This window comes from Caballeronia sp. LZ035, from assembly GCF_031451175.1.
GTDB lineage: Bacteria > Pseudomonadota > Gammaproteobacteria > Burkholderiales > Burkholderiaceae > Caballeronia.
The window spans coordinates 1,570,113-1,590,519 of sequence record NZ_JARUXS010000004.1 but is presented as its reverse complement, the minus strand read 5'-3'; the positions used below and the strand labels follow the sequence as shown (position 1 = coordinate 1,590,519).

The following is a 20,407-nucleotide window of genomic DNA, read 5'->3' as shown; positions in this document are numbered from 1 at the left end:
TCATCGGTGCAATGGTTCCAGCGCCTCATGCACGAGGCCGAAGAATTCGCCGGCGTAAGCGGAGTCGAGCCACCGCACGATGAGCGCGAGGCGCGTCTGCGGCTCGATCCACATGAACGAACTGCCCGCGCCCACGCCGAAGTAGCTCGATGCCGGCACGCGCGGGAACATCTTCTGTCCGGAGTTGAGCCACACGAGATAGCCGTAGTAAGGCGCGAGCGCCACCGGCGTGCGCATGCGCGCGATCCATTCCGCCGACAGCACGCGCCGCCCGTTCGAGACGCCTTCGTCGAGCAGCATCTGCGCGATCTTCAACTGATCGTTCGCGCTGATCGAAACGCCCGCGCCCCAATGCGTGCCGCCGGGGACGGACTGCATGCGCTTGCCGTCGATGTCGGTCCACGCGTGGTCATAGCCCGCCCAGTTCCAGTTGCCGGAGAGGCCGCAGGGCTCCGCGATGGCCGCACGGAAGACTTCCGGCAGCGGCTCGCGAAACAGATGCAGCAGCGCCAGCGAAAGCTGGTTGATGCGCACGTCGTTGTATTCCCAGTACGTGCCGGGCGTGTTCAAGGGCCGGCGCTCGCCCTTCCTGCCGGCGGGCGGGTCGCCGAACGTGACCGCGCGATAGTGGTCCGCCTGATCGGAGAGACCGAAGCATTCGCCGGTCCATTCGCTCGTCTGTTGCAGCAATTGCGTCCAGGTGACCTGTGCGTTGTGCGCATCGTCGAAGCCGACGCCGCGAATGCGTTCGCGCACGGGTTCGTCGGGATCGGGCAGCAGGCCGCGATCGAATGCGACGCCCGCAAGCAGCGCGAGATACGTCTTCGCGATGCTGAACGTGAGGTCCGCGCGATCCGGTTCGCCCCAACTGGCGATGAGCTTGCCATCGAGCGCAATGGCCCCCGACACGCCGCCGCGATCGTGCACGGGACCCAGCAGCCGGTTCCACGGCGGCGGATCGTTGACATGCACGCCCCAGTTGCCGCTGATCTCGCGATCCCAGGCGGATTCATGGTCGATCGAAAAACGGATCGCGCGTTGCAAAGCCTCGTTCATGCTGCTGACTCCTTCGATACTCAACGAATGTTCAGGCGCCGCTTTGCCCACACCAGGGTGAACAGGCTCAGCACGGCCGCGATCATCAGATACAGGCCGGGCGCGAGATTGTTATGCGTGACGGCAATCAGCGACGCCACGGCGAGCGGCGTGAAGCCGCCGAACACCGTGGTGCCGATGTTATAGCCGAAGGCCATGCCGGTCGTGCGCGTGGCGGTGGGGAACAGTTCGGCCATGAGCGCAGGGATGGGCGCGAAGTAGGTGGCCTTGAGCAACGCGACCCAGACGACCGCGGCGATCAGCGTCGGCAGCGAGGGATGCGCGTTCATGAACATGAACGCCGGATACACGGTCAGGAAGAACACCACGCCGGTCGTGATCATGATGCGATAACGGCCGTACTTGTCCGACAGATGCCCGACCACCGGCACGAGCACCATCATGATGAAGCCTGCCGTGAGCGTCGCGATGAAACCCGACGAAGGCGACAACCCGAGTTGCCGTGTGGCGTAGGTCGGCATGTAGAGCAGCATGTAGTTGGCCGTGGTCGTGAGGACCAGCGAGCCGACCGAGACGAGCAGCCGCTCCTTCTGCGTCGCGAGCATTTCGCGCACGGGAGAAGCGAGCTTTTCCGCCTGCTCGAACTCCGGCGTCTCGTCCATGCGGCGACGGATATACAGTCCGATCGGACCGATCAGCATGCCGAACAGGAACGGAATGCGCCAGCCCCAGCCTTCGAGTTGCGCAGGCGTCAGCGTGCTCGTAAGGACCGCGCCGAACAGCGAAGCGAGCAGCGTGCTCGCGCCCTGGCTGGCGAACTGCCAGCTCGACATGAAGCCGCTGCGTTTCGGGTTGTGCTCGACGAGGAAGGCTGTCGAACTGCCGAACTCGCCGCCTGCCGAGAACCCTTGCAGCAGGCGCGATGCGAACACGAGGATCGGCGCTGCGATGCCGATGGTCGCATACGGCGGCATCAGCGCGACGATACCCGTGCCGACTGTCATCATCGCGATGGACAGCGTCAGTGCGGCCTTGCGGCCGTGCCGGTCGCCGTACGAGCCGAGCACGAGCGCGCCGACGGGCCGCGCGAGATACGACAGCGCGAAGGTGCCGAGCGTCAGCAGCAGCGAGACCGTGTGGTTTTGCGCGGGAAAGAACAGCTTCGAGAGAATCCCGGCGAAGTAGCCGTACACGACGAGGTCGTAGAACTCCAGCGCATTGCCGATCGAGGTCGCGACGATGAGCCGCGCAATCCTGCTCTGCTCGGCCTGCCCGGAGGCGGCCTGGGTCATGCCGACGGAATCAGTGCTCATGAAGAAGCCTCACTTCGCTTGGCGGGGAAGATGAAACGCGGGATTGATCGCGGTCGCGTCGCCTTCGCGCGCACCGAGATCCCAGAACAGGCCGGCCATGATGCGCAGGCCCTCGGCGGCGACGGGTCCGAGCAGATGCTCGTCCGGCGCATGCTGCGAGCAGCCGGGATACGAATGCGGCACCCAAAGTGTGGGCATGCGGAGGATGTCGGCGAAGACGTCGTTGGGCAGCGTGCCGCCGAGATTAGGCAGCAGCACGGGCGCAGCACCCGTGGTCTCGGTGAGCGAACGCAAGGCCCACTGCACCCACGGATTGTCGGGATCGACACGCGTGGCGGGCATGCCGCGTTCGATCTCGACGTCGACCATTGGAAAGCCATGCGCGTCGAGATGGCGGCGCACGATGTCGCGCAGATTGAGCCAGTCCGTGCCGACGACAAAGCGGATCTGCATGTGCGCGAACGCGCGGTCGGGAATCGCGTTGACGGGCTTCTCGGGATTGCCGGTCTTGAAGGCCAGCACTTCGATGTTGTTCCAGCCGAACACGCGCTCGGCGGGCGTGAGTCCGGGCTCGCCGTAATCGACATCGACTTCGGGCTCGCCCGGATTGCCGCCCACTTCGATGTCCTGCAACGCGCGCCGCACCGAATCCGGAATCGGCGGCGGACGCAGTCCTTCGATCAGGATCTTGCCGCGTGCATCGACCATCGAGGCAATCGCATTGGCCAGCACCACGGCCGGATTGCGCAGCAGCCCGCCCCAGTTGCCCGAATGATGCGCGCCGTCGCGCAGCTTCACGTCGAGCCGGAAATTGAGGACGCCGCGCGAACCGAGGAACAATGTCGGACGATGCGCGGCGAGACGCGGACCGTCGGACGCGATCAGCACGTCGGCCGCGAGTTCGTCGCGCAGTTGCTCGCAGAGCGCCCACAGCCCCGGCGAACCGACTTCCTCGCCGGTCTCGAACAAGAGCTTCAGATTGAAACCGAGCTTGCCGCCGCGCGCGTCGAGCACGGCCTTCAACGCGGCGAGATTGATGCTGTGCTGGCCTTTGTTGTCGGCGGTGCCGCGTCCGTACCAGCGCTCGCCTTCGACCTTCACTTCCCATGGCGAAAGACCCGCGCGCCATTGCGCGTCGTAACCACGAAGGACGTCGCCGTGACCGTAGCTCAGCACGGTCGGCAGTTCGTCGCTCTCATGTCGGTGTGCAATGAGAAACGGCCCGGCGCCCGTGTGCGGATTCTCGGCGATGCGGCAGGTGAAGCCCCATGCGTCGAGCGTCGGCATCAGGTCGTCGATGAGATAGGCGCGCAGACGCGCGTCGCTGTCGGCCTCCTGACTGTCGGTGCGATGCGCGACGCGGCGCTGCAGGTCTTCGAGGAACGCGCCCGAGTCGAAATGGCGGGCGGCAAGCTGAATGGCGGTATCGCGGCTCACGTCGTCTCTGTCCAGTAGGTTCGATGACGACCCATGCTGACCTCGCCGATATTTCTGAACAATTACAATATTTCACTGCGACCGTTGCCATTTCGGCAAGGTGATTACGTTATGAAAGCTCATGGATCAGACCGCTTTGCGCTATTTCCTCGAAGTCGTCAAAAGCGGTTCGCTGAGCAAGGCGTCCGAGCGCTTGTTCGTGGCGACCTCGGCGTTGAGCCGGCAGATCGGCAAGCTGGAAGAGCAGGTGGGCACGCCGCTGTTCGAGCGGCGTCCGCGCGGCATGGTGCTCACCGACGCAGGACGGCTGCTCGCGAATCACGCGCGGCGCAGCCAGCTGGAGGAAGAGCGGGTGGTCGAGGAGATTCTGGGACTCAGCGCCAGCGGCCGCGCGACCATTCGCATCGCAGCTTCGGAGGGCGTCGCGCCGGATTTTCTGCCGCAGCTTTTCGCGCATTTCCGCAATACGCATCCGCGCGCGCACTTCGCGCTCGATGTCTCGGCGCCGTCCATCGCGACCCAGCGCGTGCGCGACGGCACGCACGACATTGCCGTGTGCTTCAGCATGGCGCCCGAAGAAAACGTGCAGGTTCACTATGCGCAGCGCGCGCCGGTTTATGCGCTGATGCGGCGGGGTCATCCGCTGGCCTCGCAGTCGATGCTGTCGCTCGCCGATCTCCTGAAGTGGCCGCTCGCGATGCACAGTCAAGGCGTGACGCTGCGGCAACTGTTCGACATTGCATGCAGTCTCGAAGGACTGGTGTTCGAGCCAGTGTTCACCAGCAACTATCACGTGGCGCTGCAGAGCTTCGTGCGGCGTACCGATGCGATCACGCTGACGGGTTACGTCACGGTGCGCGGCCGGCTCGATACCGACGGGCTCGCGGCGATCGCGTTGAGCAATCCCGAACTGCATCAGCGCAGCCTGCAAGTGCAGACGATGGCAGGGCGGCTTCTGCCGCAGCCAGTGCAGGCGTTCGTCGAGTTGCTGAAGGAGGCGATCGACAAGCCGGAGGTGGTTGGAGCGTAGCCGCTACGCCCACCGCTCCCAAGGCGTTTCAGCAAGACAGTCGACAAAACGCCTGACCTTGACCGGGATGCGCCGCGCACTTGGATAGACGGCCTGAATCGCAAGATCGGTCGCGTGATAGTCCGGCAGCAGCGCGATCAGATCGCCGCGCGCAATCGCGTCGCCAAACACGAAGGCCGGACCATATGCGATGCCTGCTCCAGCCAGCGCGGCGGCCAGCAGCATCTGCATGTCGTTGGCCGCCATGCGGCACGGGCCGTCGATGACATGCGCGCGCCGATCCGCGTCGAGCAGTGTCCAGTCGTTGGCCGACACGGCTTCGCTGAAGGCGAGGCGCGGCGCTTGCCGCAGATCGTCGGGATGACGCGGCGTGCCGTGCTGCTCGAGCCACGCCGGCGACGCACACACCACCATCCGGCACGACGCGAGCTTGCGCGTCACGAGTTGCGGATCTTGCAGACGTCCGATGCGAATAGCGACATCCACGCCCGCCTCGATCAGATCGATGTAGCGATCTGACAGCTGCACTTCCACGCTGACGTGCGAATGCGTCTCCAGAAAACGCGCCAGCACACCGCCGAGATGCAGCGCGCCGAAGCTGACCGGCGCGGCGACGCGCAACACGCCGCGCGCGGTGTCCTGAGCGTCGCTGGCCTCGCGATTCGCCTCGTCGTAGGCCTCGAGAATGCGGCGGGCACGCTCGTAGTAGGTCTGGCCGATGTCGGTCAGGCTCAGGCGCCGGGTGGTTCGTTGCAACAGGCGCGCGTTCAGCTCGGCCTCGATTGCGCTGACGTGCTTGCCCGCCATCGCCGCTGATAAGCCGAAGCGGCGCGCAGCCGCTGCGAAGCTACCTTCCTCCACTGCGGCGACGAACACGCCGAGGCTCATGAGCCGGTCCATATGCTCTCCCATTCGATAATGCGATTATCGACTGTCAATAAGGAGGCGGCAATTATCAATCCGGGCGATTGATTCCAGAATGCAAGCTCAACCTCTGGAAAGGACCGAATCATGGACATCGACACGAACGGCGTGCGGATTCACGTCGAGGAACAGAGCAAGGGCGCGCTGGCGCTGGTGTTCCTGCATTACTACGGCGGCTCGTCGCGCACCTGGGATGCGGTTGCCGGCGAACTGAGCAAGCGCTTCCGAACCGTGGCGACTGATCATCGTGGCTGGGGTGCTTCCAGTGCGCCCGCCGACGGCTATCGCATCGCCGATCTCGCCGCCGATGCCGAAGGCGTCATCGATGCGCTGCGCCTGCAACGCTACGTACTCGTCGGCCATTCGATGGGCGGCAAGGTCGCGCAACTGATGGCATCGCGCAGGCCGCGCGGGCTGGAAGGCCTGGTGCTTGTCGCGCCTTCTCCGCCGACACCGACCATCCTTCCCGACGAACAGCGCGCGACCCTGGCCGGCGCGTATCAGTCGCGCGAAGCGGTGGAGTTCGTCATCGATCACGTGCTGACCGCCAGACCGCTCGATGCCGCGCGGCGCGAGCAGGTCATCGAGGACAGCCTGAAGGGCGCGCCGCAGGCCAAACTGGCGTGGCCGAACGTGGCGATGCGTGAAGATATCGGTGTGACGGCGGGTGCGATCGACGTGCCGGTGATCGTCGTTTCCGGCCAGCTCGATCAGGTGGACCCGCCCGACACGTTGCGCGCGGAACTGATGCCCCGCATTCCGCAGGCGACGATGCACATCCTGCCGGGCACGGGACATCTTTCGCCGCTGGAAGCGCCCGGCGAACTGGCGGCCATCATTGCGCGCTTTGCTGACGCGGTCGGGGAAGGCCGTTAGCACAAGCGCAGGCGGGGTTACGCGAGCAACTCGCGCAGTCCCGCCGCAGCAGCCTTCGCGACCTTCACGAGCCGCGCCGCGCTCATGCCTTCGCGCGCGCAACCCGACAAGCCCGACATCACCACCGACACATGGTCCGTCGCGGCATTCGCCTGACGCGGATGCGTCTTCGCGACGAACTTGCGGATCTGCGCGCGACGACGTTCGGCGGCCTGTCGCGCGAGCGCAGCGCTTTCGCTGTCGCCGTTGCCACGCGCCGTTTCAAGCACGAGACAGCCGGTGCATTCAGGATCGCGTGCATAACGCCGCGCCGCGCGTTCGAGCAGGTCCGCAAGGGCTTCGGCGGGCGGACGGTCCTCGCGCAGGAACTCGGTCAGCGCGAGTTCGCTGCCCGCATAGCGCGCCAGCACCTGATCGAAAAACGCTGCCTTGCTGCCGAACGCGGTATAGAAGCTCGGCGGTGTGACGCCGAGCGCATCCGTCAGCCCGTTCAGGCCGACAGCATCGTAACCCGCCGCATGAAACATGCGCTGACCAATCTCGAGTGCCGTGTCGGGATCGAAGGCGCGTGGACGCCCGCGCCCCGGCTTCGCTTCCCTTTTTAAAATAGTGGTCACTATCAAAACTCATTGCGACACGGTTTCTTGAAATATATAGTGGCCACTAGTTTAATTCAAGCTACCCGACCAACAGGAGCAAGGCCATGGAAATCGGCATGATTGGACTGGGCGCGATGGGACGCGCCATGGCGCTCAATCTGGCGCGCGCGGGACACACGGTGAAGGCATGGAATCGTTCGGGCGGATCGGTCGAGGGCGTCACGATGGTGGCGTCGCCCGCTGAAGCCTTCCAGAGCGATGCCGTCTTCACCATGCTCGCCGACGACGACGCCATCCGCTCGACGCTGCTCGTCCCCAATGTGCTTGCTCACGCAAGGCCCGGACTGGTGCACGTGCTTTCGTCGACGATCTCGGTGGCGTTCGCGCGCGAGCTGGTCGCGGCGCACGAGGCGGCGGGCATCGCTTACGTTTCCGCACCGGTGCTCGGACGGCCCGACGTAGCGGCAAAAGGCGAGCTCAACGTGCTGGCAGGCGGACCGCCGGATGCATTGGCGAAGGTGCGTCCGCTGCTTGAAGTGATCGGCGGACGCATCTGGGACATGGGCGATCATGCGCCGACCGCGAATGCCGCGAAGATCGCCTGCAACATGATGATCACAATGGCCATCGAAGCGATGGCCGAAGCCGTGGTGCTGACCGAGGCAAACGGGCTGCCGCGCGAACGCTTTTTCGACGTGATCCTGAATACGCTGTTTGGCAGCCGTTCGTATCAGGTCTATTCGGCGAACATCGCGAACGAAAATTACGAACCCGGCTTCAAGGCGACGCTCGGACTGAAGGACTTGCGGCTTGCATCGGAGGCCGCAAACGATGCCGGCCGCATGCTGCCGATGCTGTCCGCCGTGCATGGCCGCATGCGTGAGACCGTCGAGGCGGGCTTCGGCGAACGGGACTGGTCGGCCATGGCGGCGTTCACGATTGCGGCGGCGGGGAAGTGATCGAAGCGGGCGGCCTGTTTCAAAGCCCGCGATGCGCCATCAGAACTTGTGCGTCATGCCGATGATGATGCCGCGTGCCGTCGCGCCGGGCGTCACCGGTATGCCCGAGTATTCCGTGCCTTCGAGGCCGTGCGTCGCCTGGTTGCGGTTGTCGACGAGACCCGCGAGCGCATAAAGGGTTGAGCGCTTGGAAAGAAAGTACATATAGCCGAGGCCGACCTGCTGCGCGTTGTTGCCGTTGCCGCTGCGGTCATGCAGATAGCCGTACATCAGCGCGACTTCATTCGCCGGATTCAGCAGCACGGACGCCGAAGCCGTATAGATGGCGACGTCCAGACTGTGATCGGACTGCTTCTCGGTCGTGTAGACGAGGTGGAAACGCGCGGCGTCGAAGCGCAGCGACGAGGCCAGCGTGAAGTTGCGCTGAATGGACGTACCCGCCGCGTTGGCCTGCTGCTCGTAGCCGGCTGCGAGATGCAACGGACCGTTGATGTACTTGAACACCGCGTTGTACAACTGGAGTCCGTTGGACGGCTTGGTGGTCGAGTCCCGCATGGCCACCATGAACTGCGCTTCGAAGCCCCGGTACTTCGGCGTGAAGTAGGTGAGCGCGTTGCTGGCGCGCACCGAGACGTCGGCCAGGTCGCTGAATGAAGAGGCGATCGACTTGCCGGCGATCGGGTCGAGTTCGCCATCGAGAAACAGATATTGCGGCTTCTTCTGACGTCCGACGCGGAATTCCCCGAAGTTGCCCGACATGCCGACCCAGGCGAGCCGGTTGAACGCTTCGCCCGCGACTTGCGGGGCACCGGTGAAGGCGGAGAAACCTTGCTCCAGCTGGAAGTTGACATGGACTCCACCGCCGATGTCCTCATGCCCGATCATGCCGTACACCGTCGCGAACAGTCCGCCCGACGATGCGCGCACGACGTGTCCCGCGCCGCCGTCCTGATACTCGATGCCGTTGTCGACGACGCCGTAGAGCGTCACCGAGGTTTGCGCGTGGGCGTCATGCAGCGCGCCGAGGGAAACGAGCGCAGAAGCCGCGAGAAGAGCCTTTTTCATTTGTCTCCGGAGTTTTTATCGTCACTGGGCAAGCGAACCGTTCGATGCGGTTCTGTCTCGTGTCTTGCCGATACGGCAGCAATGCACATGTAAGGAGGTTATTCGGTGCGCCTGCTGCGGTCCCTGCACAAAGCATGGATTCGCTGGTACTTTTGTCTTGACCTAGGGAATACACGGGGATGTGACGTTGCGCGGCGCGGCATGGCCGCATTGACAGGCCGCCGTCAGCCTGACGCAAGCACGCGAAGTCTAAGCTGTATGAGGCGTCTGGCCTCTCGGAAGAAGGAGAAGAAAGATGAGGGCGACCATCGTGCTGTTGACTCTTTCAGGCTGGCTGGCGGCGTGCGCCGGGCCGTCCACGGCTTCTCTGCCGGGCACGCAGCTGAGCGCCGTGCAGTGTCAGGACCTCGTTGCCAGCGGCGACAACAAGGCGCCTGATCGAGCGCGGTTGAAGAGCGAGCTCGCCGCGCTCGCCGATGTCGGCTACGACCCGGTGTCCGAGATGGATACCTATCCCGAGTCCTATCAGGCAGCGCAGCAGCGCATCAATCAGCGCTGCCGGATGTAACGTCGCCCCTCGCTCAACCCGCCACCGACCCCACGCGGATCGATTCGATCGATTTCCGCAAGCTAAGTGTGCGTCTCACCCGCTTTTTCCGCGATTCCCTTGTTCGTAAGATCTCGTCAAGCGCTGTGCTACGGCGTCGACTCGCTGCCAGAGGCCTGGCAACGCATGACAGGCGAGACGAAATCCCTTCACGACCAAGGAAATCATCACATGACCGAATCGAAGACCGAGAGCCTGGAAACCGCAATCCAGCGTGCCGGCAGCGCCGTCGAACTGCTGCGCAACAGCCAGCGTCGCGCGTTTTCGCATGGCACCGTGTCCGGCCAGTTCACCAACTGGCAAAGCGAAGTGAATGCATGGCGTGACGGCGTCGGCTTCATGGACCAGTCGCATCACATGGTCGACCACTACGTCAAAGGACCCGGCGCATTCGATCTGCTGTCCAGCCTCGCGGTCAACAGCTTCAGGAACTTCAAACCGGGCATGGCGAAGCAGTTCATCGCCACGACGCCGGACGGCCATTATCTCGGCGACTGCGTGCTGTTCTATCTCGAGGAAGAGCTGTTCAATCTCGTGGGTCGTCCGACGGCGCTCGACTGGGTGCAATATCACGTCGAGACCGGCAAGTGGGATGTCACGACGGAGCGCGACCCGCAGTCGATGGATCGCGGCGGACGCCCGCCCGTCGTGTACCGCTACGAGCTTCAGGGCCCGCTTGCCGGTCCGCTGGTCGAGAAGCTGACGGGCCAGCCGCTTCCCGATGTCAAGTTCTTCGGCATGACGGACTTCCAGATTGCGGGGCACCGCGTGCGCGCGCTGCGTCACGGCATGGCGGGCGCGGTGGGCTTCGAGATCTTCGGACCGTGGGCTGAAGGCGAAGCGATTCGCGACGCGATTCTTGCGGGAGGAGAAGAGTTCGGCCTGCTGCGCGTGGGCTCGATTGCCTACTCCACGGCCAATCTCGAATCGGGCTGGATTCCCGGCCCGCTGCCCGCGATCTTCAGCCAGGACGAGCTGCAGGGCTATCGCGAGTGGCTGCCTGCCAGGGCGGCCGGCAGTCTCGCGGGCAGTTTCAATTCGAAGGACATCGCCGATTACTACGTGACGCCGCTCGATCTCGGCTATGAGCGCATGGTGGCGTTCGATCACGACTTCGTCGGCGCCGAGGCGCTGAAGGAGCACGCGAAAGGCAAGCGCAGAAAGAAGGTCACGCTGGTGTGGGATGCGCAGGATATGGCGCGCGTGGTGTCGTCGGCATGGACGGATGGCCCGAAGCACAAGCACTTCAACATGCCGAAGGCGCGCTACGGCCTGTATCAGATGGACGAAGTGCGGGTGGGCGGCCAGCGCGTGGGCATCTCGATGGACTGCGGCTATATCGCGAACGAACGCAAGATCGTGTCGCTGGCGGTGGTCGACGAGGCCTACGCCGAGACGGGCACCGAGGTGACCGTGCTGTGGGGCGAGAACCCCGTCTCCACCAAGCCGCAGGTCGAACCGCACGAGCAGACTTCGATCAAGGCAGTCGTCGCACCCGCGCCCTACGGTGCGCATGCGCGCAACACGTACCGCAAGTAAGCGGGACGAGCGGCATGACGGTCCGGCGCGTCCGGGCCGTCGATGCGACGATCACCTTCGAGATGAGCGAGTCTGATGTGACTGAAACCTGCATCCTTACCCTTCAATGCGATGACCGTCCGGGACTCGTCGCGGCCGTCAGCGCGTGCCTGGCCGCGCACGGCGGCAACATCGTCGCCGCCGCGCAATTCAACGACCGCGCGTCGAACCGGTTCTTCATGCGCACCGAATTCGACGTTCACAACGCGGACACCCTCGGTTCGATCGAACGCGATATCGACGGCATCGCGCGTCCTGCCGGCATGCAATGGAAGCTTCGGCGCAAGGCCGCGCCCGTGAAGGTGCTGTTCCTCGTGAGCAAGCTCGATCATTGCCTGGGCGATCTTTTGTACCGGCGCCGCATCGGCGAACTGGCGATGGAGGTGGTCGGCATCGTCGGGAATCATCCGCGCGAGGCGGTCACGATCTCGCTGAGCAGCGGCGTGCCGTATCACCATCTGCCGGTCACGCGGGACACGAAGCCGCAACAGGAAGCGCAGATTCGCGGGATCGTCGAGGAAACCGGTGCCGAACTTGTCGTGCTCGCGCGCTACATGCAGGTGCTCTCGGACCGGATGGCGGGCTTTCTCGCGGGCCGCTGCATCAATATCCATCACTCGTTTTTGCCGGGCTTCAAGGGCGCCAAGCCCTATCACCAGGCGCACGCGCGCGGCGTCAAGATGATCGGCGCCACGGCCCACTACGTGACCGCCGATCTCGACGAAGGCCCGATCATCCATCAGGATGTCGAGCCCATCACGCATGCCGACGAACCCGATGACCTCGTGCGCAAGGGCCGCGACATCGAGCGGCGCGTGCTATCGGAGGCTGTGCGGCTGCATGTCGAGGACCGCGTGCTGCTGTCCGGAAGCAAGACCGTCGTGTTCCGGGACTGAGGCGAACGTGGCTGTCATCATTCAGGGAAAGCAGATTGCACGGGAACTGTGCGACACGATCGCGCGCGAGGCCGGGGCGTTTCGGCGGGAGCACGATCTTCCGCCTGCGCTGGCCGTCGTGCTCGTGGGCGATCATCCGGCGAGCGAAGTGTATGTCCGGCAGAAAGTCATCGAATGCGGCAAGGCCGGGATTCGCTCCGAGGAGTATCGGCTGCCGGGTTCAACGCAACAGGCGGAACTGCTCGAACTCATCGGGCGGTTGAATCGGGACGACAGGGTGCATGGGATTCTTGTCCAGCTGCCGCTGCCGGACGCTATCGACGCCGTCAGCGTGCTCGACGCCATCGCACCCGACAAGGACGTGGACGGCTTCCATCCGGTCAACGTGGGACGACTCTCGACGGGCAGCGACGGACTGGTTCCGTGTACGCCGCTCGGCTGCATGATGCTGCTCGATACCGTGATCGACGAACTGCGCGGCAAGCACGCGGTGGTCATCGGCAAGTCGAACATCGTCGGCAAGCCGGTGGCGCTGATGCTGCTCGAACGCGAATGCACGGTCACCGTCACGCATATCGCGACGCAGGGGCTGCCCGACATCGTGCGCGGGGCGGATATCGTCGTCGCGGCGGCGGGCGCGCCCCGGCTCGTGCGCGGCGACTGGATCAAGCCGGGCGCCGTGGTCATCGACGTAGGCATCACGCGCCAGAAAGGACCGGATGGCAGGACACGGCTCGTCGGCGACTGCGCCGCGCACGAGATGGACCATGCGGCCGCGGTGACGCCGGTGCCGGGCGGCGTCGGTCCCATGACCATCGCGTGTCTCCTGAACAACACGTTGAAGGCGGCACGGAGGCTTGCTCATGGATGAACTCGTGTGCGTGCCGCGCGTGGAGGAAGCCGAGGCGTCGTGTCAGGTCCGGCTCAGCGATATGAAAGTCATGGCGGACATCGGCGTATATGAAAGCGAGCAGGGCATGCCGCAGCCGCTTCTGATCGACGTTGCCGTAACCGTGCTGCCGCCTTCACGGGACGAGTTGTCCCACACCTTCGACTACACGCGTGTACGGGCCCATGCGCTCGAACTCGCGGGACAGCGCATCGCGCTCATCGAGACCTTCGCGTTGCGGCTCGCGCGCCTGTGCCTGGCCGAGCACGGCGTGCTTCAGGCCGAGGTGCGCATCGGCAAGCCGCGCGCCGTGCCCGGTTGTCTCGCGAGCACCAGCGTGACGCTGCGCAAGGACAAGCGCCGGTTTTAGTATCATGCAAGGCGCTTGCCTGGAAAGAAGGCGGTAGCCCACGGTCTTTCGAATCAATCGATCCCGGTTCACGGAGCCTGCCGCATCCAGGCCGGCTTCAGGAGAATGAATTGGATCGGATGAATGCAATGCAGGCTTTCGTCGAGGCGGTGAAGCAGCGCAGCCTCGGCGGCGCGGCGCAGCACCTCGGCATCTCGCGAACGCTCGTCAGTCGTCATATCCAGGCACTCGAAGACGAACTCGGCGTGCGCCTGATGAACCGGACCACGCGCTCCCTGTCCCTGACCGAAGCAGGGCAGAGCTACTACCATTTCTGCGACGACATCCTCACGCGCGTCGAGGAAATGGACCGGCAGGTATCGTCGGAAGCGGCGGAGGCGCGCGGTGAAATCTCCGTGCTCGCGCCGAAGTGGCTGCAAGCGCCCATCACCCATCTGCTGACCGCGTTCGCCAGACGTCATACGGAGATCCGGCCGCGCCTCGTGCTCGGCGGCGTCGCGCAAACGGCCTATGGCTTTCTGGAGCAGGGCTGCGATATCGCGCTGCATACGCGGCCGATACCGGACAGCCGCATCATCGCGCGGCGCATCGCGGACATTCCGTACTGCCTGTGCGGCTCCGCTGACTATCTCGCGGCTGCTGCGCCGCTGACGCATCCGATGGACCTCGCGAAGCATCCCGCGCTGGTGCATTTCGCCTATCACACCTGGCAGTTCGAGCAGGGCGGACGCGAGGAACGTTTCCAGCCGACGCCCGCGTTCTCCACCAACACGTTCTCCGCGTTGCGCGACGCCGCGCTCGACGGCCTCGGGTTGTCCTTGCTGCCGGTGCCGCTGGTGCGTGACGACCTCGCGCAAGGGCGGCTGCGTGCTGTGCTGCCCGAATGGACGCCGTTCGGGCAGACCTTGTATGTGGCGATCGCGCCGGGCAGCGGCGTGCCGGCGAAGGTGACGCTCCTGATGAACTTTGTCGTTGAATGGTTCGGCAAGCATCCGCTTTGATGGCGTCTGCGCTCAATCGCTTCCGTTGAGAACGAAAGGACTGTGCGGCGAATATCCCGGTGAAAGCGTGCAGCCGAACAAGGTCCAGTCGCCGAGACTGCGGCAGGCATGCCAGAAATGCGCGGGCACGGCGAGCTGCGGGCGCTGACCCGCCGACAGATCGCAGCCGAGCAGACTGACTTCGTGCATGCGGCTGCCGTTCGTCACGATCATCTCGGCGGGCGCGCCCAGGTAGTAGTGCCAGACTTCGATGCCTTCCAGCTTGTGCAGCGGCACGGGCTCGTCGCCCGCCAGCAGGACGTACATCGAGGACAGCCGGGGCGGTCCCCACGCTTCGCCGTCGGCATAATGCGGGGCGTACCAGCCCGCCAGATGATGCCGCTCCATACCGAACAACCGGATGATGTCGCGCACGCTGTCCATGCCTTACGACACCGTTGCCACATCGTGCGCCGGTGTACGCAGTCCTGCTTCCACGATGATCTGCGCCAGTACATCCTCGTTCCGGTAGCCCATCAGATGAACGCCGGCCACGCCTTCGATACCGCGTGTGCGCTGAATCATTTCGATGCAGAAGCGTTTCCCTTCGAGCCGCTGATCGACGGCCGCGCCGATCCGCTCCGTCACTGACAGCGGCACGTTCACGCCGGGCACGTGATCGGCCATCCAGCGCAGCGCCTTGGCCGTGGACAACACCCCCACGCCGACGATGATCGCTGCACGCCGATGCAGCCCGCGTGCGCGCACGGCGTGCATGAACTGCTCGAGCCGTTCGACATCGAAGCAGAACTGCGTCTGGATGAACTGCGCGCCGGCATCCACCTTGCGTTCGAGATTGGCAATGCGTTCGGCATACGGCGGCACGAAAGGGTTCGCGGTGGCGCCGAGGAACAGGCGCGGGGCGTGTTGCAGCTTGCGGCCCGATGCATATTCGCCGCGCTCGCTCATGCCCTTCAGCGTGTGCAGCAGATTGACCGAATCGAGATCGAAGACGGGTTTGGCGCCGGCATGATCGCCCTTGGAGACGTCGTCGCCGGTGAGGCACAGCACATTGCGGATACCGAGCGCCGCCGCGCCGAGCACGTCGCCTTGCAGCGCGATGCGGTTGCGGTCGCGGCAACTGACCTGACTGACGGGCGTGTAGCCGGCGGCGTGCAACAACGCGCTGGCGGCCGCGCTCGACATGTGGCAGTTCGCGCCCGCGCCGTCGGTGATGTTGATGGCATCGGTGAGGCCGCGGAACACGGCGGCGCGATCCAGCAGCGCGCGGGGATCGGCGGAGTCCGGTGGCGAGATTTCGACCGTGACGATGAAGCGATTGCGCTCGCGGCACAGGGTCGCGAACGGGTTGTCGACGGGATCGTTTTGAGCGCGCGGCGCTTGCGTCGCCGATGCAGCGGCTGGAACAGCAGTGGTCCTGGGTGGCGCGATCATCGGCATCCAGGTCGATCTGCCGGTCAGGCGATAGTCGCGCGGCCCTGCACGCCGGGTCCATGTGCTCGTGTGTCCCGGAAGAATGCGCGCATCGCCTTCGGTTGCATCGACCCAGGTGCAGCGGCGTTCGGGGCGGACTTCGCATTGACCGTCCAGGCGCACGCCGCCGCACGGCCCGTTGCGCATGCCCTTGGCGCAGCCCGTCGGACATGCCATGCCCGTCACCGAGAGGCCGCATTGACCGCACATCTGACAGTCGAAGAACGCGCGCTTGGCTGCGCGCTCGATCGGCAGGACGACGGCTTCCAGTCTCTGAACGCCGATCTTCTCCGCTACCGGCGCGAGCCGCGGCGCCATCCGTTCGAACAGGCCATACAGTCCGCGCATGCCGCGCGCATGCTTCAACGACCAGCGACGCAAGGTCTTCATCGCGGACTCGTCGATGAAAGCCGGCGAGCGTAAGCGGCGCGCTGTTCACGGGGTGAAGCGGTCATTGCATGTCTCCCATACGAGTCTTCGGATCGTCTTGCTCCATGGTCGCGAATGGCATCGCGTTCGTGGGAGCCTTCAACGATCTTATGCCTCGGCCGCATGGGGAAAAAGCACGTGAACCGCACACTTAGCTTGCGCAAATCAGGCGAATCCGCGGCGTTTGAGAGCGCTGACTTTCTGAACGAGCGGGTCTCCCTGAAGCAACGCGTGCCGCCAGCGAGCACAGTCATCCACGCCCGTGAAACCCCAACGTGCGCAAAAAGTGCCATCGAAACTCACTTTTGTGTAGGGACAGCCGCCGTGGCCTTCCCTATGCTGGGCACATTCGACGTCATCTATCCTGACGCTTTCCGTGATGCCGGGCCGCAATCCCGCCCAAGGCCACGATTCAGGCGTGACATGTCCCGATGACAGCCACGCGCGAAGTTTCAATCAAACATAAGAGACAAAGCATATGGAGACAACCGACCCCGGTCGATCAGGCATGTCGTACCGCTTCAGCGTGCTCGCGCTGCTGGCGCTGGGCGTGCTGATCGCCTACATCGACCGCACGAGCATTTCGGCCACGCTGGCGCATCCGGACTTCATCCGCCACTTCGCACTCGACGACATCGATCGCGGCTGGATCAACGCCGCGTTCTTCTGGTCCTACGGCGTGTTCCAGGTGCCGATGGGCTGGGTCGCCGACCGCTACGGCGTCAAGTGGCCGTATGCCATCAGTTTCGCGCTGTGGTGCGTCGCGACCGCGCTGATGGGCGCCGTGACCGCGCTGGCCAGTCTCGTGGTGATGCGGCTCGTCATCGGCGCGGCCGAAGCCATCGTGATTCCGGCGAGCTATCGCTGGATCCGCAATAACTTCGACGAAAGCCAGAACGGCCTCGCCGTCGGCCTGCTGGCGATGGGAAACAAGTTCGGTCCCGCGTTCGGCGCGCCGCTGGGTGCATGGATCATCGTCAACTATTCGTGGCAGGCCATGTTCATCGGCACCGGCCTGGTCGGGTTGATGTGGCTGCTGCCATGGCTCACGATGGTGCGCAGCGACTATCCGGCCCAACCCGAAGTCATCCGCTCGCACATCAGCGCGCGTACCGTGACGCTGGGCAATATCCTCAGCAGCCCGGTGGTGTGGGGCGGCATCATCACCAACTTCTGCTACGGCTATTTCACGTTCTATTGCATGACGTGGATGCCCGCCTATCTGGTCGAACAGCGGCATCTGTCGATCTCCCGGTCCGGCGTGTTCACGTTCTTCAGCTTCGCGGGCATCGCCATTGTCGCGTTGGTGGCGGGCTGGGTCGCGGATCGCGTGATCGCGGGCGGCCGCAATCCGATTCTCGTCCGCAAGGTCTTCACGGTGACCGGCTTCCTCGGCGGCTGCACGGTGCTGCTCGGCGCCTATGCGGACACCGTGCAGATGGCCTTGTTCTGGAACGTGCTGTCGCTGTCGCTGCTCGGACTCGTCACCGCCAACAATCTCGTGCTGTCGCGGCTCACGCTGATTCCGAAGCAGGCCATCGGCCTCGTCACGGGGATTCAGGGCGTGGCGACGAGCCTGGCCGGCGGCGTCACCGCGAGCCTGTCCGGCTGGCTTCTTCAAGTCAGCGGAAGCTATCGTCTGCCGATGCTCATCATTCTCGTCTTCCTGGTCGTCGGCGCGCTGGCCACGGCCTTCCTCTATCGCCCCGAATGGGCGCCCCGGGTGAGCGAACCCGAGGGCGAGCTGCACCAGGCATGAACTCACACAAGATCGTCAATTCACAGAAAGGGCATTCATGGCGAAAATCGTATTCGGAATGGCCGTGCCGCACAGCGGCATGCTCGGGCAGGCACCGGAAGACTGGCTCAAGAACGGCGAGCGTGACCGCAACAATCCCGAGCTCTGGTTCCGCAACCGCACGTGGACGTATCCCGAACTCGAAGCGCATCGCGAAGCAGCCTTCGAGCCCTTCCTGACGCTCGAGGATCGCACCGCGCGCGCAGCGCGCTGCCGCGTCGCGCTCGACAAGATGGCGGCGGCGTACCGTGAAGCGAACATCGACGTCGCCATCATTCTCGGCAAGGACCAGAAGGAAATCTTCACGGACTTTTCGCCTTCCATTGCCATCTATAGCGGCGCGGAAGTGCACAACGGTCCGCCGCAGCGCTCCGTGTATGCGCCGGATCATCATGTCGTGCATCCATGCCATCCGACGCTGGCCACCTACCTGATCGACTATTTCCAGCGCGAGAACTTCGATCTGACCGACCTGTTCGCGTGGCCCGACAACGTCTGGATGAAGCCGCTGCCCGACTATCCGGTCGCGCCGCATGCGTACAGCTTCGTGTATCACCAGATCATGGGCGACGAGCCGCCGCCGCACGTGCCCGTCATCATGAACTGCTTCTATCCGCCGACGCAGCCTTCCATGTCGCGCTGCATCGAGTTCGGCCGCGTGTTGCGCGATGCGATCACCGCATGGCCCGAAGACGTGCGCGTGGGCATCTTCGCGTCGGGCGGCCTGTCGCACTTCGTAAACGACGAGGAATTCGATCAGCGCATCATGAAGATGCTGGCCGCCTACGACTACGACGGTCTCGCCGCCGTGGACGATCGCTCGTATCAGTCGGGCACGTCGGAAATCAAGCTCTACGTGAGCGTGATGAAGGCCGTCGAGGAAACCGGCGCGGCGATGACGCTGGTCGATTACGTGCCCTGCTGGCGCACGGCGGCGGGCACCGGCGAAGGCATGGGCTTCATGTACTGGAAGGGCGCGGAATAACGCGCGGGCCGGGTAAGCCGCAAGCGCCCGTCGAGGCGATCCGTGCGACACTTCAACCCAGCGCGACCCTTCTTCGTCTGAACGAGTCGGACGGAAGGCATGGCCACCGCCGCAACCTGCGCGCGGAACGGGAACACGAGGCCGGCCAGAGCACAGCCGGTCCGCAAGGAGACATCAATGACGCAGGGTGCCTCGGGGAAACCGCCCGCCAGGACCTTCGCCGACGCAACGCTCAAGACCGTTCCGAAGGTGCGGCTCTACGTGGAGCGGCCTGAAGAAAAGCAGTGGTTCGTCCATGTGGGCCACGTCACGGACCGCGGCCGCTGGCGCACGGAGCCGCACGCGCATCCCGAATATGGGCAACTGATTTTTGTGCGCAGCGGTTGCGGCGTGATGAATCTCGAAGGCCGCAACGTGCCGTTCGAAGGGCCCTGCGCGTTGCTGCTGCCCACCGAATGCGTGCATGGTCTGGACTACCAGCACGATGCCGACCGCTGGGTCGTCACCATCGAGGTGTCCTATCTCGCCCAGGTCAATGCAAGACTGGATGATTTCATCGCGCTGTGGTCGGCGCCCCGCGTCATTTCATTCGCGGGCACGCGCGACGGCGGCGCCGAGTTTCATAGCCTCGTCCGACGTCTCAAGGCGGAAGCCGCAGCGCTAGCCATGGGGCACATCGTCGGCACCGAGGCGCGCCTGACTTTGCTGTTGCTCGAACTCGTGCGCGAAGCCCGTCTCGATGAAAGCGGAACTGAGTCGGGCACGCGTAACGACGTCCGTGTGGTGGAGCGCTTCAGAAAGCTCATCGACGAGCATTTCCGCGATAACTTCTCGCTGCAGGAGTACGTCTCGATGATGGCGATCTCGCTCGTGCAGCTGCGTACCGCGTGCGCGTCGGCGGCGGAGCAGAGTCCGACCAAGCTCATTCACGCGCGCATCATCACCGAAGCGAAGCGCAACCTGATCTTCGGCGATCTCTCGGTGGAACAGATTGCGTTCGGACTCGGTTTCGCCGATGCCGCGTACTTCACCCGTTTTTTCCGCCGCGAAACCGGACAGGCGCCCAGCCAGTTCCGTGCCGCCGCGCGCTTGCAGCACGCGCCGAAATCGGTCACGTCCTGA

General features: G+C 64.4%; 20 protein-coding genes. 12 read left to right on the top strand and 8 right to left on the bottom strand.

Translation table 11 applies throughout. The annotated features are described in order from the left end of the window. The 3 genes from QCE88_RS37745 to QCE88_RS37735 are packed head-to-tail and all read right to left on the bottom strand — an operon-like array spanning window position 1 to window position 3,806. Complete coding sequence (locus tag QCE88_RS37745; RefSeq protein ID WP_309910783.1) at window positions 1-1,056, bottom strand: serine hydrolase; 1,056 nt, start codon at window positions 1,054-1,056, stop codon at window positions 1-3. Window positions 1,057-1,076: 20 nt separating this feature from the next. Next, window positions 1,077-2,369 carry an MFS transporter gene (locus QCE88_RS37740; RefSeq protein ID WP_309910781.1) on the bottom strand — a complete coding sequence of 431 codons (1,293 nt, stop codon included), beginning with the start codon at window positions 2,367-2,369 and terminating at the stop codon, window positions 1,077-1,079. A 9-nt stretch (window positions 2,370-2,378) separates the two neighbouring features. Then, window positions 2,379-3,806, bottom strand: a complete 1,428-nt coding sequence (locus QCE88_RS37735) for a M20 family metallopeptidase (protein WP_309910779.1) — start codon at window positions 3,804-3,806, stop codon at window positions 2,379-2,381. A 121-nt stretch (window positions 3,807-3,927) separates the two neighbouring features. Between QCE88_RS37735 and QCE88_RS37730 the strand changes: the two genes are divergently transcribed. Then, on the top strand, window positions 3,928-4,836 hold the full coding sequence (locus QCE88_RS37730; protein ID WP_309910777.1) for a LysR family transcriptional regulator: 909 nt from the start codon (window positions 3,928-3,930) through the stop codon (window positions 4,834-4,836). A gap of 3 nt (window positions 4,837-4,839) precedes the next feature. Here the strand turns inward: QCE88_RS37730 and QCE88_RS37725 are convergent, their stop codons facing one another. Continuing rightward, window positions 4,840-5,736, bottom strand: a complete 897-nt coding sequence (locus QCE88_RS37725) for a LysR family transcriptional regulator (protein WP_309910775.1) — start codon at window positions 5,734-5,736, stop codon at window positions 4,840-4,842. Between the two features lie 111 nt (window positions 5,737-5,847). Between QCE88_RS37725 and QCE88_RS37720 the strand changes: the two genes are divergently transcribed. Further along, entirely contained in the window at window positions 5,848-6,636 is a 789-nt protein-coding gene (locus QCE88_RS37720; RefSeq protein WP_309910774.1) for an alpha/beta hydrolase, read from the top strand. Between the two features lie 17 nt (window positions 6,637-6,653). Here QCE88_RS37720 and QCE88_RS37715 read toward each other — a convergent pair whose 3' ends face one another. Next, window positions 6,654-7,253, bottom strand: coding sequence for a TetR/AcrR family transcriptional regulator (locus QCE88_RS37715; RefSeq protein ID WP_309910772.1), 600 nt, complete (start codon window positions 7,251-7,253; stop codon window positions 6,654-6,656). A gap of 86 nt (window positions 7,254-7,339) precedes the next feature. On the opposite strand from QCE88_RS37715, the gene QCE88_RS37710 reads away from it, so the two are divergent. After that, complete coding sequence (locus tag QCE88_RS37710) at window positions 7,340-8,194, top strand: NAD(P)-dependent oxidoreductase (protein ID WP_309910770.1); 855 nt, start codon at window positions 7,340-7,342, stop codon at window positions 8,192-8,194. Between the two features lie 39 nt (window positions 8,195-8,233). Here QCE88_RS37710 and QCE88_RS37705 read toward each other — a convergent pair whose 3' ends face one another. Beyond that, a complete protein-coding gene (locus QCE88_RS37705; protein WP_309838379.1) occupies window positions 8,234-9,259 on the bottom strand; it encodes a porin in 1,026 nt (341 codons plus the stop codon). A 295-nt stretch (window positions 9,260-9,554) separates the two neighbouring features. Between QCE88_RS37705 and QCE88_RS37700 the strand changes: the two genes are divergently transcribed. The 6 genes from QCE88_RS37700 to QCE88_RS37675 all read left to right on the top strand — a co-directional run bounded on the left by QCE88_RS37700 (window position 9,555) and on the right by QCE88_RS37675 (window position 14,600). Next, window positions 9,555-9,827 (top strand): hypothetical protein, encoded by a 273-nt coding sequence (locus tag QCE88_RS37700; protein ID WP_309910769.1) that lies wholly within the window; start codon window positions 9,555-9,557, stop codon window positions 9,825-9,827. A 210-nt stretch (window positions 9,828-10,037) separates the two neighbouring features. Further along, complete coding sequence (locus QCE88_RS37695; protein WP_309910768.1) at window positions 10,038-11,405, top strand: hypothetical protein; 1,368 nt, start codon at window positions 10,038-10,040, stop codon at window positions 11,403-11,405. Window positions 11,406-11,482: 77 nt separating this feature from the next. Beyond that, a complete protein-coding gene (gene purU / locus QCE88_RS37690) occupies window positions 11,483-12,340 on the top strand; it encodes a formyltetrahydrofolate deformylase (protein ID WP_309911052.1) in 858 nt (285 codons plus the stop codon). A gap of 7 nt (window positions 12,341-12,347) precedes the next feature. Then, a complete protein-coding gene (locus QCE88_RS37685; protein ID WP_309910767.1) occupies window positions 12,348-13,211 on the top strand; it encodes a bifunctional methylenetetrahydrofolate dehydrogenase/methenyltetrahydrofolate cyclohydrolase FolD in 864 nt (287 codons plus the stop codon). Further along, window positions 13,204-13,599, top strand: coding sequence for a dihydroneopterin aldolase (locus QCE88_RS37680; protein ID WP_309910766.1), 396 nt, complete (start codon window positions 13,204-13,206; stop codon window positions 13,597-13,599). Before QCE88_RS37685 ends, QCE88_RS37680 begins: the two co-directional genes overlap by 8 nt. 119 nt (window positions 13,600-13,718) lie before the next feature. Further along, the gene (locus QCE88_RS37675; protein ID WP_309911051.1) at window positions 13,719-14,600 is read left to right on the top strand and encodes a LysR family transcriptional regulator; all 882 of its coding nucleotides are present in this window, start codon (window positions 13,719-13,721) and stop codon (window positions 14,598-14,600) included. 12 nt (window positions 14,601-14,612) lie between these two features. Here QCE88_RS37675 and QCE88_RS37670 read toward each other — a convergent pair whose 3' ends face one another. Together QCE88_RS37670 and QCE88_RS37665 are read right to left on the bottom strand one after the other, a co-directional pair. Continuing rightward, the gene (locus tag QCE88_RS37670; RefSeq protein WP_309910765.1) at window positions 14,613-15,023 is read right to left on the bottom strand and encodes a cupin domain-containing protein; all 411 of its coding nucleotides are present in this window, start codon (window positions 15,021-15,023) and stop codon (window positions 14,613-14,615) included. A gap of 3 nt (window positions 15,024-15,026) precedes the next feature. Next, window positions 15,027-16,463 carry a methylenetetrahydrofolate reductase C-terminal domain-containing protein gene (locus QCE88_RS37665; RefSeq protein WP_309910763.1) on the bottom strand — a complete coding sequence of 479 codons (1,437 nt, stop codon included), beginning with the start codon at window positions 16,461-16,463 and terminating at the stop codon, window positions 15,027-15,029. 517 nt (window positions 16,464-16,980) lie between these two features. On the opposite strand from QCE88_RS37665, the gene QCE88_RS37660 reads away from it, so the two are divergent. From QCE88_RS37660 to QCE88_RS37650, 3 genes are all read left to right on the top strand, one after another. Continuing rightward, on the top strand, window positions 16,981-18,261 hold the full coding sequence (locus QCE88_RS37660; protein WP_309910762.1) for an MFS transporter: 1,281 nt from the start codon (window positions 16,981-16,983) through the stop codon (window positions 18,259-18,261). Window positions 18,262-18,298: 37 nt separating this feature from the next. Continuing rightward, window positions 18,299-19,285, top strand: coding sequence for a protocatechuate 3,4-dioxygenase (locus QCE88_RS37655; RefSeq protein ID WP_309910760.1), 987 nt, complete (start codon window positions 18,299-18,301; stop codon window positions 19,283-19,285). Between the two features lie 177 nt (window positions 19,286-19,462). Then, window positions 19,463-20,407, top strand: a complete 945-nt coding sequence (locus QCE88_RS37650) for a helix-turn-helix domain-containing protein (protein ID WP_309910759.1) — start codon at window positions 19,463-19,465, stop codon at window positions 20,405-20,407.